This window comes from Mesorhizobium sp. M0016, from assembly GCF_040324035.1.
Lineage (GTDB): Bacteria > Pseudomonadota > Alphaproteobacteria > Rhizobiales > Rhizobiaceae > Mesorhizobium.
This window is the reverse complement of record NZ_JAMYVM010000036.1, coordinates 36666-51429: the sequence shown is the minus strand read 5'-3', so window position 1 is coordinate 51429 and position 14764 is coordinate 36666. Positions and strand designations below refer to the sequence as shown.

The following is a 14764-nucleotide window of genomic DNA, read 5'->3' as shown; positions in this document are numbered from 1 at the left end:
CCGCACCGCGGAACTTGATGCGCGCCCGCGGCCGGCCCCGGACATTGGCCTCGTCAAACCCGTCATACGCAACCAAATCCTCGGCGATCAGATCCTCGATCACGCGCACCACCGTGGGCAGGCTGATGTTCAGCCGCTCGGCGAGGCTCGATGGTGATGCCACTCCTTCGGTACGGATGAAATCCACCACGGCCGAACGATTGAGTCGGCGTAACAGGCTCGACGTCGTGGGCTGGCGCTTCATTCATGGACCAGTTGCAAAGGCCGGCGGACCGGCAACGAGCGTCGGCATAGACCAGAACCGTGCCAGAGTCCGCCTTTATCTGATGACGCCGAACGTCAGTTGTCGCTCCAAGTGAAAGCTACCGCGGTCGCCCGTTCGATGATTACGGCCTCGCTGAAGTGAATGTGCCCGCCGGGCGGTATCATCTGTTGCAGGATCTCGCGCTGGTCTTCCACCGGCAACCCTCGCAAATCGTAACCGTTGATGAACAGCAGATCGAATGTGACCAGATAGTTATCCGGTGATGGCCGGCGCATTCCAACGATGGCCTGCATAGCGTGGAAGTCGGACAGACCAGGCCGAATTGATCTTGATCGCCTCACCGTCGAGGATGAAGTTTTTCGCCTCGATGCCGGCCGCCTCTTCGGCGAGATACGATATCGCGCCGTCCAGCCGAAACCGTTCTTCGTATAGAACCGGGTGCCGTCTTGGTCCTTGATGACCTGAGTGCGCTAGCCGTCAAATTTGATTCATGAGTCCATTCGTCGCCGGTGGGCGGTGCATCGAACAGCTCAGGCTCCATCGGCTGGATAAACTTCAAACGCATGCAAACACCCACCGCCAGGCGATTTAATTAGGTCAAGCTAAATCGTTCCGAAACTGAAATTCGACCTTTGGTGCAACAAACACGTCAGCTGGGCGTTGCGCGATGATCGCAGGAGGAATCCAGATGGCCGACGACAAGGCGCCCGCTCGCCATGAAGCAGCGCTTGCGGGCTCGTCCCGGTGGGAGGCATTTCAGCAAAGTTGGGGATGTGATCAGGCCGCCCGAAACCGTGCGCCTGTCGCCGACATCGCAATGGCTGTTGCGATGAATTATTCCGCCGAGGCACCGAATGCATTGGCAATGGTCCGGGCGACAAAAGCCGGATCTTCCCAATGGGGATTGTGGCCGCAGTCTTGCGCCCAAAGCAGGGACGCGTTCGCGAGAGCGCCTGACAATGCCTGCTGATGCACCACGCCGAACAACGGGTCGCCTGCGCCAGCGATGATGAAGGCGCGAATCTTTACGCTCCGCGCCGGGCCGGTCAGGTCCGCGGTGCTGATTTCGTCCAGGATCGCCCGCCAACGCACCGCGGACATTGCCGAGGCGTCCCTTGCCATGGCGGCCAGGAATGCCTGCGGCACGCCGGACCTGCAGGCGTGCCACCAATCGTAGAAGGGATCGGTCGGGGATATCGGATCGCGCAACCTTTTCACGCCAGCAACCATTGGGTGATCGAGGCCAAGGTCAGGCTTCAAGGTGCCGGCCAGCAGCACCAGGCCACCAACGATTTCTGGATGTCTGGCAGCGATCTGGATAGAGATCATCGCGCCCATCGAATGGCCAACGAGCACGGGGCGGTCGATCCGCAGCCGCCGAACCAGCGCGGCAAGGTCATCGGCGAAGTCGGCAATGCCGCAGCCCTCCCCCGCCTGCGAAGCGCCATGGCCGCGCAAATCCGGAATGATCAGCCGGCGGCCGGTAAGATGCGGCACCAAAAGCGAAAAGCTGCGGCTGGTGTCGGTAAAGCCATGCACCAACAGCAACGCCGGCTCGGCTCCGGGGAACTCGACATAGGCGATCTTCAGGCCATCTAGGTCGATGATCCGCTTGCGGCTAGCCCAGCCCATCTGCTCGAGCGGAACGTCAAGCGTAGCCGGTCTCACAGGCCGAGCTTCTCCTTGACGGCGGCAAGCCCGGGTTTGCCGTCGAAAGTGGTGACTCCGGCAAGCCAGGCGTCGAGCCGATCCTTGTTCAGCGTGATCGCCTTCAGCCCCGCTTCCTCCGGCTTCAAGCCGTCGTTAATGAGGTAGCCCATGCCGACATTCTCGAAATCGATGTCGAAGGCCAAGTTCTTCAACAGCTGCCCGGCATTCGGGCACTGTTGCAGATAGCCCTTGCGCACTTGGGTGGTCACCGTCGCCGCGCCGAGGTTGGGACCGTAAAACTTGTCACCGCCAGTGAGATATTTGAAATCGTAAATGGTGTTCATCGGGTGCGGCGCCCAGCCTTGGAAGACAATGAACTGCTTCTCCTTTATCTCGTAGCCGACCTCCGACAGCATGCCGGCCTCGCTCGACTCGACGACCTGCCAGCCGTCGAGACCTAAGGACGGGTCGGCGATGGCATCCATCATAAGCTGGTTCGAACCGGGCTCGATGCCGTACATCTTCTTGTGGAACTGGTCGGCGAATTTGCGCAGGTCTGCAAAATCTTTGACGCCGGCATCCCAGACATAGGTGGGGACGGCGAAAGTGTATTTGGCGCCTTCGAGATTGACACGCACGTCCTCGACCGAGCCGTCCTTCTTGTAAGGCTCGTAGTAGGTAACCATCGCCGGATTCCAATAGCCGAGGAACAGGTCGAGATCGTTGTTCTTCATGCCCTCATAGATGACATTGATGCCGAGCACCGAACTCTGCGGCTGATAGCCGAGCGACTGAAAAAGGACATTGGCGATCCCAGTCGTGAAGGCGAGATCGTTCCAGCCGGGCTCGGCCATGCGAACCGCCTTGCACTGCTCGGGCTCTGCCGCTTGAGCCGCATGAGAGGCCAGCGCCAAGGCGGCGAAACACATACCATTTGCAAGGATGCGGGGCATTTCGGTTCTCCCATTGGTTGCAGGGAAATTGACCATGCGGTCTTTTTATTATCCCATTGGTCAATTGTTGATCTGGGCGGACGAAAATGTCAAGGTGGATTCGCAAATACGGATCAAACCTGTGAAACTGACGCGTCTCAGCGACATACGCCGCAAGGAACTGCGGCAGGCAGCCTTCGCGGTATTGGAGCGGGAAGGCGTAGCCGGGGCGACGCTGGAAAAGGTGGCCGCCCATGCTGGCGCCTCAAAGGGCATCGTCCTCCACTATTTCCGCAACAAGCAGGAATTGTTCGAGCACGCGATGCGCGAGGCCAATGCGGTGTTGCGCGATGCGGTGATTGCACGGCTCAGCCGGGCGCTTACGTCCATGGAGCGCGTTGACGCCGTGATCGAAGGCAATTTCGAGCCGCATCTGTTCCAGCCTTCCATTTGCCATGCCTGGCTTTCGCTCTGCGCGGAAGTGCCGCGCGACACGACGCTGGCGCGCATCCAAAAGGTACTCCACGCGCGCATGCGTTCAAACCTGTTGTCAGGGCTGCACGGCCTCACCTCGCCCAAGGAGGCAGACGAAATCGCACTAGGCGTCACGGCTCTGATAGATGGGCTGTGGTTGCGGCTCGGCCTGCACCCCGGCAGCGTTTCGCGCGAACAAGCGATCCGCCAAGTCAAGAATTATGTCGCCGCGCGACTGGCCATGCACGAGAACGCATCCGTCCGAGAATGCGGAGCAGCGGCAAGCGCAGCCGAAGTTCATAGTGTGCGATAGGCCGGCGAATTGACCGGCCTCGCCGATCAGCATTGCTTTCCTTGCGAGAGCGTCAATGAGACTTCAGGGCAACCGACAGGACAGGAACACACCGCCAACGTTGATGCTGTAGAGATCTTCCCAGGTTGCCAGCGCCAAAGTCTCAGCCGCATGCGCACCGGCAATGCCAGCAATGCGTAGGGCCCCCCGACGGGCTCGATGGCCGATGAAGACGATGCTGTCGACAAGCGAGTTGGCAAAGACGCAGTCGTCGGCGACGAAAGACAAAAGGGAGTCGGACGCACCCGCTGCGCTTGGCCAACGCGATCAACGCTTCCTTCAGTGTGTCGCCATTGCGGCCCGCAGAAAGCGGCTGGTGCCGAACTGGAAAATGGGTGTGACGATTTCCTTGGTCAACGATCGTTCTCTATCAGCTCGTGAAGGTTGAGGCGGCGTCGCCGGCATTGGACAATGGCCGGAAACTCGCCCGCTGTACGGACTAGCCAGCAACGTTGATCAACGCTCGCTCCATGGACGCAAGGAAGAGGTCGACATGTTCGGCCTGGCAAACGAGCGGCGGCCGCACTTTCAGTGAATCCTCGTTGGCCCCTGTCGTACTGATCAGGACACCGTCGTGCCGCATTGCGTTCACCACATCCAGCGCCACGGCACGCCGCCCTGCCGCGGCTGCGCGCTCTGACCCCATATCGACGCCAAAGAAGAGACCCGCGTTGCGGATTGCACGGATTCCGGGCTGCTGCTTCGCGAGTTTCTCCAGCCCAGCTCGGAGACGTTGGCCCATGGCAAGCGCATTCTGGGGGATCTGGTCCCGCTGCAGGATCGTCAGCACGGCGTCCGCCGTCGCTATTCCAACCGTATTTCCGGCGAACGTGTTCGAGTAGCGGGAGGTGGCACCAAATTTCTCCATTGGTCCTCTTCGACCAACGACGGCGCCAATTGGAAATCCATTGCCCATAGGCTTGCCGAGGGTAACGAGATCCGGAACGATCTCGTGCCGCTCAAAGCCCCATATATGAGCGCCGGTTCGTCCGAAGCCCGGTTGAACTTCGTCGGCGATGACGAGACCACCTGCCTCCCGCACCGCCGCAACGCCACCGGCAATGAAGCCGGGAGGATCCACCCAAACGCCATCGCTGGAAAAAATACTGTCGATGAGCAGGGCCGCAACGCCAATGCCGCGACGGTTCAGATCCACAATGGCCGAACGAACCTGTGCCTCAAAAAAGTCCGCGGCCTGGGATTCCGGCACACCCTCTGGCCCGGGTAGGGATACCATGCGCACGAACGGGCTGAGCTTGACCGCGTCGCCCAGGTTCGGGGAAACCGCGGCGGTAGCTGCACTGGTACCGTGATACGCATAGGTCGACACGATCACGCCTTCGTTGCCGCTCGCAAACCGCGCGATGCGCAAGGCCAAATCGTTGGATTCACTTCCCGTGCACGTGAAAACCACGCGGTCGAGCACGTCTGGGAACGTATGGACCAGGCGTTCGGCATAGTCGACGAGTTTTGGCTCGAGATAGCGCGTGTTGGCGCTTATGCGGCCTGCCTGCTCAGCCATTGCGGCGTTTACTTCTGGATGACAATGACCCAGAGACGGCACGTTGTTGTAGAAATCAAGATAGGGCCGGCCGTCAGGATCGTAGAGCCACATGCCTTCGCCGCGAACGAAGTGCACGGGGTGGCGGTACTGGAGCCGATAAGAAGCCCCAAGAACCTGATCACGGCGGGCAATCAGCTCGGACTCCCGCCTGGGAAGGTCGGATTCGCCGGCTCTGTAGCGATTTGGCATCAGATCTGTGGACATGTGCTTCTGCCTGCTTGAAAGAGTAGCTTGATCAATCGCGGTTCTTCTTTTTGTCACCGTGCCCGTCGAACCAACCGAAATGGTTTTACGGCTGGAAGGACGACATAGCCGCTTGGACTGCGGCCTCGCCCGATGCAACACCAAGAGGTCTTAGAATAGAAAGGCCGTGTTCAGCGCGCGCGACATTCTTTTTGATGTACTGGGCGTCGGCCGGAAACAGATGGGATCGCCAGTAGTTGATCAAGATCAGTGCGCTTTGTCGCGCCCGCATCAGTCCGACGAGCAGTCTTGCTTCCAGCGCCGAAAGGGTAATGACTGAGGCATAGCCGGCAATGAGATGTTCGGACCCACCCAAAGGAAGGGTCGCATCGTTTACGACATGGCTTGCCGCGATCGCCAGATCCTGGATCCGGGGGCCCCAGCAGCCATCACCGAAATCGATAAAACCAATTCCCTGGTTCGTCACCATCACATTGAACGGACTGGGATCGTTATGAGTTACCTGCCACGCCACATCCGAGATCTGCGGCTCAACAAACTTGGCATACTCGTCCATCGCGACGCGAACGCTGCTGGCGACGGTCCCGGATGGCAGGTACTGCTCCAGTTCCTTCAATCTCGACCAGCAACCGACATGCCATAGAACGGGACGGTGGGCCGCGGGCACGCTGACCCGATCAAGGGCTACGTCCAACTGGGCCAGAGCGCTGCCGGTTCGAAAAAGCAGATCGCCAGTTGGCTTCGCCTGGTGCAGCGGCATGCCTTCAATCCGGGTCTGCAGATACCCGCATACTCCCTCTTGCTCGAACATCGATGCGCCGCTGGTCGTGGGGACCACTTCGGGTGCAACGAAGCCTTCGGCGCCTTCCAATCCAGCTATGGTGGCGGATTGAAAACGAAAGCTGTCGACCGCCTCCGGTCTCGTCGACGTCTTCAGGATTAATCGGCGGCCGTCTGACAGGTTGACCTCAGCCGTGCGCTCGACCTCGGAGGATAATGTCGCGATCAATCCCGTCAATCCGTAATGGCGCTTGAGAAGTGTCGCCGATATGTCCGATTCGGAAGAGGCCGGCCGCACGGCCAAAATTGCACCGGCAGCGCGAAAATAGGCTTCGGTGAAAGCTGCCGCGTAAGGCGGACAGTCGCGTCCGGCAGCCGTAGAGCCGTTGCGTTGACCTACTTCTTCATCCGGGAGCACATCACTACAAGCACCCAATTTGAAAGATCCTCGTCTGTGGGGAATGGTTGTTCCTGATGCTTGGAGACATGGAGCGCTCCAGCGATGAGGACCTGTAAGCAAGTTTCTGTGGTCTCCGTGTTCAGATAGGTCTGGTGGCAACTCCGGTGAGGTGGGGCGGCACGATGCGCGGCCCGCCCCCATGCTCGCCCGTCAGAGTCCGAAGACGCCTGGCAGCTGGGTCACACCGGCGATCTCCGTATACTCATAGTAGGGGTTGGCTGGCTCATGACGGCGATTGACCCAGACCTTGCTCTTGATCCCGAGATCATAGGCAGACATCAGATCGTAGCGGAATGACGAGGAAACGTGAGTTATGTCCTCGGGGCCGCATCCCAGCATGTCGAACATGTACTCGAACGCTTTGAAGTGTGGCTTATAGGCACCGGCCTGTTCAGCGGTGTAGACCGCATGAAATGGCGCGCCGAGCTTTGCTACATTCGACGGAATTAGATCCGTCATGGCGTTCGACAGGATAACCAGCGGAATTTCCTTGGCCAGTTTGGCCAATCCCTCGGGTACATCCGGGTGCGGTCCCCACGTCGGGACGCGGTTGGAAATCGTTTCGGCATCTTCGGCACGGAACGCAACGTTGTTGCGCCGGCAGGTGCGCTCCAGTGCGTTGTAAACGACATCAGCATAGGGCTTCCAGTCTTGCATCACCTCGTCGAGGCGGTAGGCTGAGAAATTCTTGAGGAATTCGTCCATGCGTGGTCGGTCTAGAAGGTGGCCGAACAGATCGCTGGCGGCTTCCGCCATTTGGAAATTGATCAGCGTGCCGTAGCAATCAGAAGTCACGTATTTAGGCCGGAAGCGTTGCATGTCCCTGGTTCCTGTCAATTTGCCTACCAGCCAAAGCATAGCCGCAGGCGTTTGGCAGAATGTGCTGCAATGCAAGGTCATTTAGCAGAAGAACCTCCTGTCGAGCGCAGAACCAGCATGTCCTTCCGCAGTGCTGCCTCTTTCGCCCCTGAGCCAAACCGACGTGCACAGCGCTTGCCCGGCGAGCGCCGTCATCAGATACGCGGCGGCAGACCAATCGCATCATCTTGAGCCCGGCGGGTTGGCCTGTCGCCGTGGGTAGTCGCTCCAGGCCAAAAGTGCATTCGGGCCAGGATCGCCCCTTGGCGACATCACCGCGACGGAATAGTGCGAAGATACTTCCCGAATGCGGAAGCGCCCGCTAAAAGCAGGCTACTGGCATGGATGGCGCCACCGGCGCGCCTCTGCGCCTGGCGAAGATGGCTCCTAGAAATAGCCGAGGATGGATTTGACCTCGAGATATTCCTGCATGCCCTCGACACCATATTCACGTCCGTTTCCGGACTGCTTGAAACCGCCAAACGGGGCGTGCGGATCCCAGGCCGGGTAGTTGAGATGCACCTGGCCGGAGCGGATCTGCGACGCGACGTCCCTGACGGCATCCAAGTCCTCGCCCTGCACATGGGCTCCCAGGCCGTACACCGTATCGTTGGCGATACTTACGGCCTCATCAACAGTGTCGTAGGGGATTATGCAGAGAACTGGACCGAAAACCTCTTCCTGTGCAATGCGCATGCTAGTGCGCACGTCCGAAAAGATCGTCGGCTTCACATAGAGGCCGACGTTCAGATCGTGTGCACGACCCGGTCCGCCGATGATGAGCCTGGCGCCTTCCGCAATGCCGACGCCGATCATGGTTTGGATGCGTTCGAATTGGGCACGGTTGGCGATTGCACCGTGAGTGGTGGCTTCGCAAAGAGGATCGCCGACGACGATCTGGGCCGCGGCCCTCTGGGCGATTGCCTCGATCTCGGACAGCCGCTCGCGTGGCACGATCATGCGCGTCGGGGCGCTGCATGACTGGCCGAGATTGCGGAAGGCGGCGGCTATGCCCAGGGAAACGGCGCGGTCGAGATCGGCGTCCGGCAGGATCACGTTGGGGGACTTACCACCGAGTTCCTGCGCGACACGCTTGACCGTCGGCGCTGCCGCCTGGGCCACCGCAATGCCCGCGCGGGTGGACCCGGTAATGGAGATCATATCGACGTTCGGATGGGATGCCAGACTAGCACCCACGCATGCACCATCACCTTGCACCAGATTGAACACTCCGGCAGGGAAGCCGGCTTCCTCGATCGCCTCGGCGAACAGCAGGGCGTCCAAGGGAGAGAGCTCGCTTGGCTTCAACACGACCGAGCAGCCTGCCGCGAGCGCCGGCGAAACCTTGGCGGTGATCTGGTAAAGTGGCCAGTTCCACGGCGTGATCAACGCACAGACACCGATCGGTTCGTGGCTGACGGCGGTTTGCCCCCGCTGCTTTAGGAAGGGAAAAGCTTTCAGGACCTCGCAGGCGACCCTGACATGGGCGATTGCCAGCGGCACCTGCGCGCTGCGCGCATAGCCGATCGCCGCGCCCATTTCGAGGCTCAGGCATTGAGCCAACAGTTCGCCGCGCGCCTCGAGCAGCGCTTGCAGGCGCTCGAGCAGACCCGCGCGATATTCTGGCGTGGTCCGGCTCCAGGTGGCGAATGCCCCGCGAGCCGCAGCAACGGCTGCGTCCACGTCCTCTCTATCGCCAAGCGGAAACTGGCTTACTACCTCTTCGGTGGCGGGATTGATGACCACGCCCGTCGCGGTGCCGCGCGGCTCGACCCATCGTCCGTCGATGAAGAAGTTGTCCAGGTGGCCGTTGCGCGACAGGTGTTCGAGGGGCCCCGTCACCCGACAAGCTCCTTCATGCGGTAGTAGGCACCGAGAACCGGCAGGAACCAGGGACGTCCGAAATAACCGGGGATCGCCGGCCAGTCGAAATCCTTCCAGGGGTTCAGGTCGGGGCGCCCATCCATGACATCGGTCATGGTGCTGCCAAGGGGCAATGCTCCGGAAGAGTCCGTCAGGGCGCCACCCACGATTGTCAGGTCGGAGTGGCCTTCGAGCGGTTTGGACGAGCCCTCGTTGATCGGCTGAGACGTATCCAACCAGTAAGAGGTAAATTTCATTTTCTTGACCGCCAGTGCTGATTAGAGTGGGGCAACATCCGAGGCGTCTGTTCGCGCGCCTACCAGCCGCGCATCCGCTCCCAACGCGCTTCAATTTTGGGGCTGTCCCCGTTGACGACGCTGTAGAAGTCATGCTGGGCGGCCATCGCGCACGCATGGTTGGGCAGGATCCTGACTCGAGACCCGAGCGGCAACTCGGGCATGGACTTGCCAGAACCGGCACGCACGGCGAGGATACCGTGTTCCTGGCTGGCCTGGGCCACGATCACATCTTCAAGCACCCGCCCCTTCTCGTCGCAGACCACGCCGTAACCCTGGTCGATCTGCTGGTTTGCGGTTCCCCGGTCGCGAGAAAGCGCCATCCACCCGGCGTCAACCAGCACCCATCCCTTTTCCGGCTTGGAGCCGATCACCGTGGCCAATACGGAAATCGCGATATCGTCGCGCTCGCAGACCCCTACCCCGTGCTGGACGAGGTCGAAGAACATGTAGACCCCGGCGCGCAACTCCGTGACACCCTCGAGGTTCTGGGCGAAATGGGCTGTCGGCGTCGAGCCGACGCTGACGATCGGGCAGGCATGGCCATGGGCGCGCAACGTTTCAGCAGCGCGCACGGCAGCGGAACGTTCATTCTCCGCCGCCTTGACCAGCGCCTCGGGCGTGTTCAAACCATACGACTCGCCTGCATGGGCGAGAACGCCGACTAGCTTGGCACCGGCAGCGACGACGCTGCTGGCCACGTCGAGCAACTTCGGGCCGTCCGGCTTCAATCCGCCGCGATGGTCATCGCAGTCCAGTTCGATGAACACTGATGGCGTCACGCCGGTGGCTTCGCGCAGGCCGGCGAGGGCGTCGGCCTGCTCCACGGAATCGAGCAGCAGCTTCACATCAGCACCGGTACTACGACAAAGCTCCATCGCGCGCCTGGCCGAAGCCGGCGAGATGCCGACCGCATAGGTGATGTCGCGAAAGCCGTGGTCCGCGAAATACTCCGCCTCGGCGATGGTCGAGACCGTGATCGGACCGGGCTCGCGAGGGAACGCGTATCGGGCGACGTCGATGCTTTTGGCCGTCTTCATATGCGAACGCAGCACCACGCCGAGCTTCTTGGCGCGTTCAGCCAGGCGTTGAATGTTGCGTCCGAGCCGTCCGCGGTCCAGCAGCAGGGTCGGCGTCACAAGGGCGTCGATACTCTTCGCCGTCGCGCTCCCTGATAGATTTGTCGCCATAGTGTCCATGACCTTGTTTCCTAAATGAACGACTGGTTTGCCAATGCGTACATGTGGGCCGGCCCGTCGGAGGCGGGTCGTTGCCCTTTGACCATAGCGGTGGCACTGCCCGCTCGCTTGAGTCCGAGGCTCGCAAGCCAGTCGCCCAATCCATCTTCGGCATAGACGTCGATGCGAACGAATTGACCGTGAAGCTTCGAAAGCTGCGCCAGGATCAGAAGCCGCGCATCATCCACGCTTTCGGCCGCACAAGGGCCGACGACATAGCCGCGCCCGAATTTCCTGGCGATGGCGTAGCCGGCAACCCGCCCCCCGCGTTCGATTACGACGACCTTGCCCGCATCGGCGAGCGCAGCCACCATCGCCGACCGGAGCATGCCCGTAGCCCGTTCATCGAAGGCCTGGATTGCCGCAAGGTCAGAGACCGTCGCTTGACGAATGTCAGGGGTCGTCTGCGCCACGGCAATAGTTAGCCGGCCCTGGTGCTGAAGCACCGTGCCCCAGGCCGTGAAGCCGCGTCGCTGGTAGAGCGCGAGCCCCTCGTCGGTCGAATTGAGCAGCACATGGCGCCCGTGTGTAGCCTCAAGCAATCCATCAAACAGCCGGGAGCCGTTCCCGCCCCCTTGTGCCGAGCCCGTGACGATGATCATCCCGGCAGACGCATAGGTCGGTCCGTAATTCCAGGACATCGCCGTGCCGATAACGTGCCCTGCCCGCTCCAGGACCAGGCCATTTCCGACCATGGCGGCAAATTCCCAATCCTCATGGCGATAGGGCCAGCCCATCTCCTGCGACAGCTTGAGCGCGCCCGGCAGATGGCGGGGTTCCAATTTCATCAGCTCGCTAGGGATGACGATATCTCGCTCGAGTTGAGGGGCCATGGGGAGGTGCCGTCTCTTGATCACTGTCGAATTGAAGTCGGACCTTAGAATTGCGCCCCAACAGCAGATTTCTCTGCTGTTTTGCCCTTTCAAATAAGCGAGATCATTCGTTTTCGGCAGTTCCTCGGCACGCCAAGTTGCACAAATCGGGCGAAGAATGTTCGGCAGCTTGAGTCCCGTTTGTGATTACCCTAGCTGGGCGAGTCGTCCGCACCATCCCACATGGATGCGATCTCAGCCTCTACGATGGCATAGCCGCAAACACTTCCCAGTGATGAGCGATTGATGCTCAAAAGGAATTTCGGATGATCTATATCAGCGAGGAGGAATCAGCCGCCCTCGTCACCCATGAGCTTGCTTTCGAGGCGGCGCGGGAGGCTCTCGTGGCAGCAGCATCGGGGCAGAGTTGGGTCTTTCCCGCTGTTCTCGGGCGCACACAGAAGGCTAGCAATACCTTCTCTATCAAATCCGGGTCATCTGACGACCTCACCGGAGTGAAAATCGGGTCCTTCTGGTCGGGCAACCCGGCACGTGGCCTTCCCCGCCACAACTCCACCATCGTGCTGCTCGATCAGAATACAGGACGGCTCCGCGCCGTAATCGAGGCCGGAAAGGTGAACGCCTACAGGACGGCCGCAGCCGACGCGGTTGCAGCTGATCTTCTTGCGCGCAAGCAGGCCAAGGTTCTGGCGATATTCGGCGCCGGCAATCAGGCGGGCTTCGAAGTGAGGGCGCTGGCACGCATCCGCGCAATCGAAAGCGTGGTGGTGGTGGCCCCGCCTTCGCCTCGGCGCGACGCTTTTGTCGATCAGATCGGCGAATGGGGCCTGCAGGCGCGCGCTGCCTTGCCCGAAGAAGCCGTGCGTGCGGCCGACATCGTGGTCACGGCGACGCCCTCACGCGAATCGCTGTTCGATGCCGCTTGGGTGGGACCTGGAACCCATATCGTCAGCATGGGGTCGGATGCTCCAGGCAAGCGCGAATTGCCGAGCGAACTTTTTCGCAACGCGCGTCTGTTTTGTGATCTGCTTTCCCAGTCCGTTCAGATCGGCGAGTTCCAACACGTGCGCGACGAGATCGACGCCGGCGTGCTTGCAGTAACACCAATCGGCGACGTCATTGCCAAGCGTGTGTCCGGACGCCTCTCCGACACCGAAATCACTGTCTTCGACAGCTCCGGTATCTCCCTGCAGGACCTCTACATGGCTGACGCGCTGATCCGCGCCAAGACGCCCCACCGCTGATCAACTTCGCAGCGACAAGTTCCCGCCTCGATGGTGCGGCTGCACTGGAACAAAGAGCCTTACGGCGGAGCTCCGCGGCCCCGAATGAGCGCAAGTCCGCCAGCCTACCGCCAACCACACACGGCAGCCCTGGGTGGGAAAGCGACATCATCATCGACCTCAGCAATCGGAAATCGCGTTGCCCCGGAAGTTCATGCCGTAGATCGCTCCTCTCGAGGCTAGTCCCGACCGCCGCCTACCAATCCATCACCACCTTGCAGGCCTGACTTCCGGCTGATCTTCAGATAGCGGCGATGTCCAGCTTCGAGCCGTCGACCAGACGCGACAGGCGGAGCGGTGTAGGATCGACGCAAGGCGTGTCGTTTACGACAAGCTGTGCGGCCAGATAACCAAGCCCCGGGCCCAAACCGAAGCCGTGGCCCGAGCAGCCCGCCGCGAGGACGAGGCCTTTTACCCCGTCCACCTGCGAAACCACAGGCACTGCGTCCGGCGTGCAATCCACGAAGCCGCCCCAGGCACTATCGATCTCTATATCGCCGAGTTGGGGGAAGGTCTTCCGGACACTCTCCACCACTTGGCTTACCAGCCATTTTAAGGGTGGAGGATCCAGCACCCGATTCTGTTCGAAGATCCGATGGTCGTTGGTCAGCAGCGCCGGCATTGAATCCGGCCCCGAAAGGAACGATCGGCCGATGCCGAGCCTGACGTTCTTCAGGCGACGCAAGAATTGCGGCATGAATTCCCGGCTATACCGGATAGCCTGGGGCGTGATTTCGAGGTTCGCCTTGCCGCTGATCGCAAGCGTATAGCTGCCGTCCAGTCGACGCGTGATCGTGCAGTAGGGTGTGGAGATTGCCTCGCCTATGTTGATTGTCGGGGTGGAACGCAGCGCGGTCTGCCGGATGCTCGCTTGGGGGAAACTGATCCCGAGCGGCCTAAGGAAGCGCGAGGACCAGGCACCAGCGGCGCACAGCACCGCGCTGGTTCTGATGTAGCCCTTCTCCGTGTCTACGCCCGCAATCTTGCCATTGGCCAAGTCGAGCGCCCGCGCGGCGCATTCCTGGTGGATGGTGGCGCCCAGAGCTCTGGCCCCATCGGCGATAGCCGGCGCGGCGAGCGCAGGTTCGGCCTTACCATCCCGTTCCGAATAGGTCCCGCCGACCCATTTGTCGCGCGCTTCGGGGACGCGCTCGGCCACCTCCGCCCGGCTCAGCATGCGGGTTTCGACCTCGTACTCCCTGGCGACCTCGCGCCACCTTTCCCAGCCGGCGAGCACAGCCTCGTCGTGAGTCGCAGAGACGAGACCGCAACGTCGAAATCCAAGGTCGCGATTGATATCGCGCGTCAGCTCGTCCCACAGTCGCATGGAGATCACCGAGAGCGCCAGTTCGCGCCGATCGCGGTTCTGCTGGCGGCACCAACCCCAGTTTCGGCTCGATTGTTCACAGGCGACGTGCCCCTTCTCAAGCAGAGCCACAGAGAGGCCACGCTTCGCCAGGAAATAGGCTGCCGTAGAGCCGAGGATGCCGCCGCCGACGATGACGACGTCGACTTCGGCCGGGAGACGCTCATCGCTGTGAATGCGTTCGACTCGGGGCGACATGTTCCAACCAACCTCGGCTGCCAAGAATGCGGAAGCAAAGTTCCGATCAGCCTTTCATCGCATCGTGCGCTCGAAAGAATGTGCCGAAATCATCTAGGACTTCGCCAGATGTGCGGGTTTTTGATCCCTTGATCGATACGAACTGCTC

General features: G+C 60.9%; 14 protein-coding genes and 1 pseudogene. 3 read left to right on the top strand and 12 right to left on the bottom strand.

Annotated elements, in window-relative coordinates:
• The 4 genes from NKJ88_RS31045 to choX all read right to left on the bottom strand — a co-directional run.
• The coding region (locus tag NKJ88_RS31045) for a helix-turn-helix domain-containing protein (protein ID WP_352446739.1) at positions 1-244 on the bottom strand (244 nt) is incomplete at its 3' end.
• Positions 245-339: 95 nt separating this feature from the next.
• Complete coding sequence (locus NKJ88_RS31040) at positions 340-558, bottom strand: DNA ligase-like domain-containing protein (RefSeq protein WP_352446738.1); 219 nt, start codon at positions 556-558, stop codon at positions 340-342.
• A 541-nt stretch (positions 559-1099) separates the two neighbouring features.
• Positions 1100-1933, bottom strand: a complete 834-nt coding sequence (locus NKJ88_RS31035) for an alpha/beta fold hydrolase (protein WP_352446737.1) — start codon at positions 1931-1933, stop codon at positions 1100-1102.
• Positions 1930-2868, bottom strand: coding sequence for a choline ABC transporter substrate-binding protein (gene choX / locus NKJ88_RS31030; protein ID WP_352446736.1), 939 nt, complete (start codon positions 2866-2868; stop codon positions 1930-1932). Before choX ends, NKJ88_RS31035 begins: the two co-directional genes overlap by 4 nt.
• Before the next feature lie 121 nt (positions 2869-2989).
• Here choX and betI point away from each other — a divergent pair, with 121 nt between their 5' ends.
• Both betI and NKJ88_RS31020 read left to right on the top strand, forming a co-directional pair.
• The gene (betI, locus tag NKJ88_RS31025) at positions 2990-3634 is read left to right on the top strand and encodes a choline-binding transcriptional repressor BetI (protein ID WP_352446741.1); all 645 of its coding nucleotides are present in this window, start codon (positions 2990-2992) and stop codon (positions 3632-3634) included.
• A 205-nt stretch (positions 3635-3839) separates the two neighbouring features.
• Positions 3840-4061 carry a hypothetical protein gene (locus NKJ88_RS31020; RefSeq protein ID WP_352446735.1) on the top strand — a complete coding sequence of 74 codons (222 nt, stop codon included), beginning with the start codon at positions 3840-3842 and terminating at the stop codon, positions 4059-4061.
• Positions 4062-4112: 51 nt separating this feature from the next.
• Here the strand turns inward: NKJ88_RS31020 and NKJ88_RS31015 are convergent, their stop codons facing one another.
• The 7 genes and pseudogenes from NKJ88_RS31015 to NKJ88_RS30985 all read right to left on the bottom strand — a co-directional run bounded on the left by NKJ88_RS31015 (position 4113) and on the right by NKJ88_RS30985 (position 11769).
• Complete coding sequence (locus tag NKJ88_RS31015; RefSeq protein ID WP_352446734.1) at positions 4113-5441, bottom strand: aspartate aminotransferase family protein; 1329 nt, start codon at positions 5439-5441, stop codon at positions 4113-4115.
• An 85-nt stretch (positions 5442-5526) separates the two neighbouring features.
• Positions 5527-6657, bottom strand: a complete 1131-nt coding sequence (locus NKJ88_RS31010) for a phosphotransferase enzyme family protein (protein WP_352446733.1) — start codon at positions 6655-6657, stop codon at positions 5527-5529.
• A 174-nt stretch (positions 6658-6831) separates the two neighbouring features.
• Positions 6832-7500, bottom strand: coding sequence for a haloacid dehalogenase type II (locus NKJ88_RS31005; protein ID WP_352446732.1), 669 nt, complete (start codon positions 7498-7500; stop codon positions 6832-6834).
• A gap of 426 nt (positions 7501-7926) precedes the next feature.
• A complete protein-coding gene (locus NKJ88_RS31000; protein WP_352446731.1) occupies positions 7927-9381 on the bottom strand; it encodes an aldehyde dehydrogenase family protein in 1455 nt (484 codons plus the stop codon).
• Positions 9378-9518, bottom strand: a pseudogene (locus NKJ88_RS33065) (FAD-dependent oxidoreductase); the annotation flags it as partial. The pseudogene NKJ88_RS33065 and the gene NKJ88_RS31000, both read right to left, overlap by 4 nt.
• A 200-nt stretch (positions 9519-9718) precedes the next feature.
• On the bottom strand, positions 9719-10897 hold the full coding sequence (locus NKJ88_RS30990) for an alanine racemase (protein ID WP_352446729.1): 1179 nt from the start codon (positions 10895-10897) through the stop codon (positions 9719-9721).
• Between the two features lie 11 nt (positions 10898-10908).
• Positions 10909-11769 (bottom strand): GNAT family N-acetyltransferase, encoded by an 861-nt coding sequence (locus tag NKJ88_RS30985; protein WP_352446728.1) that lies wholly within the window; start codon positions 11767-11769, stop codon positions 10909-10911.
• A 305-nt stretch (positions 11770-12074) separates the two neighbouring features.
• Between NKJ88_RS30985 and NKJ88_RS30980 the strand changes: the two genes are divergently transcribed.
• Positions 12075-13013 carry an ornithine cyclodeaminase family protein gene (locus NKJ88_RS30980; RefSeq protein WP_352446727.1) on the top strand — a complete coding sequence of 313 codons (939 nt, stop codon included), beginning with the start codon at positions 12075-12077 and terminating at the stop codon, positions 13011-13013.
• A 280-nt stretch (positions 13014-13293) separates the two neighbouring features.
• Here NKJ88_RS30980 and NKJ88_RS30975 read toward each other — a convergent pair whose 3' ends face one another.
• Entirely contained in the window at positions 13294-14616 is a 1323-nt protein-coding gene (locus NKJ88_RS30975; protein ID WP_352446726.1) for an NAD(P)/FAD-dependent oxidoreductase, read from the bottom strand.
• Positions 14617-14764: the final 148 nt, after the last annotated feature.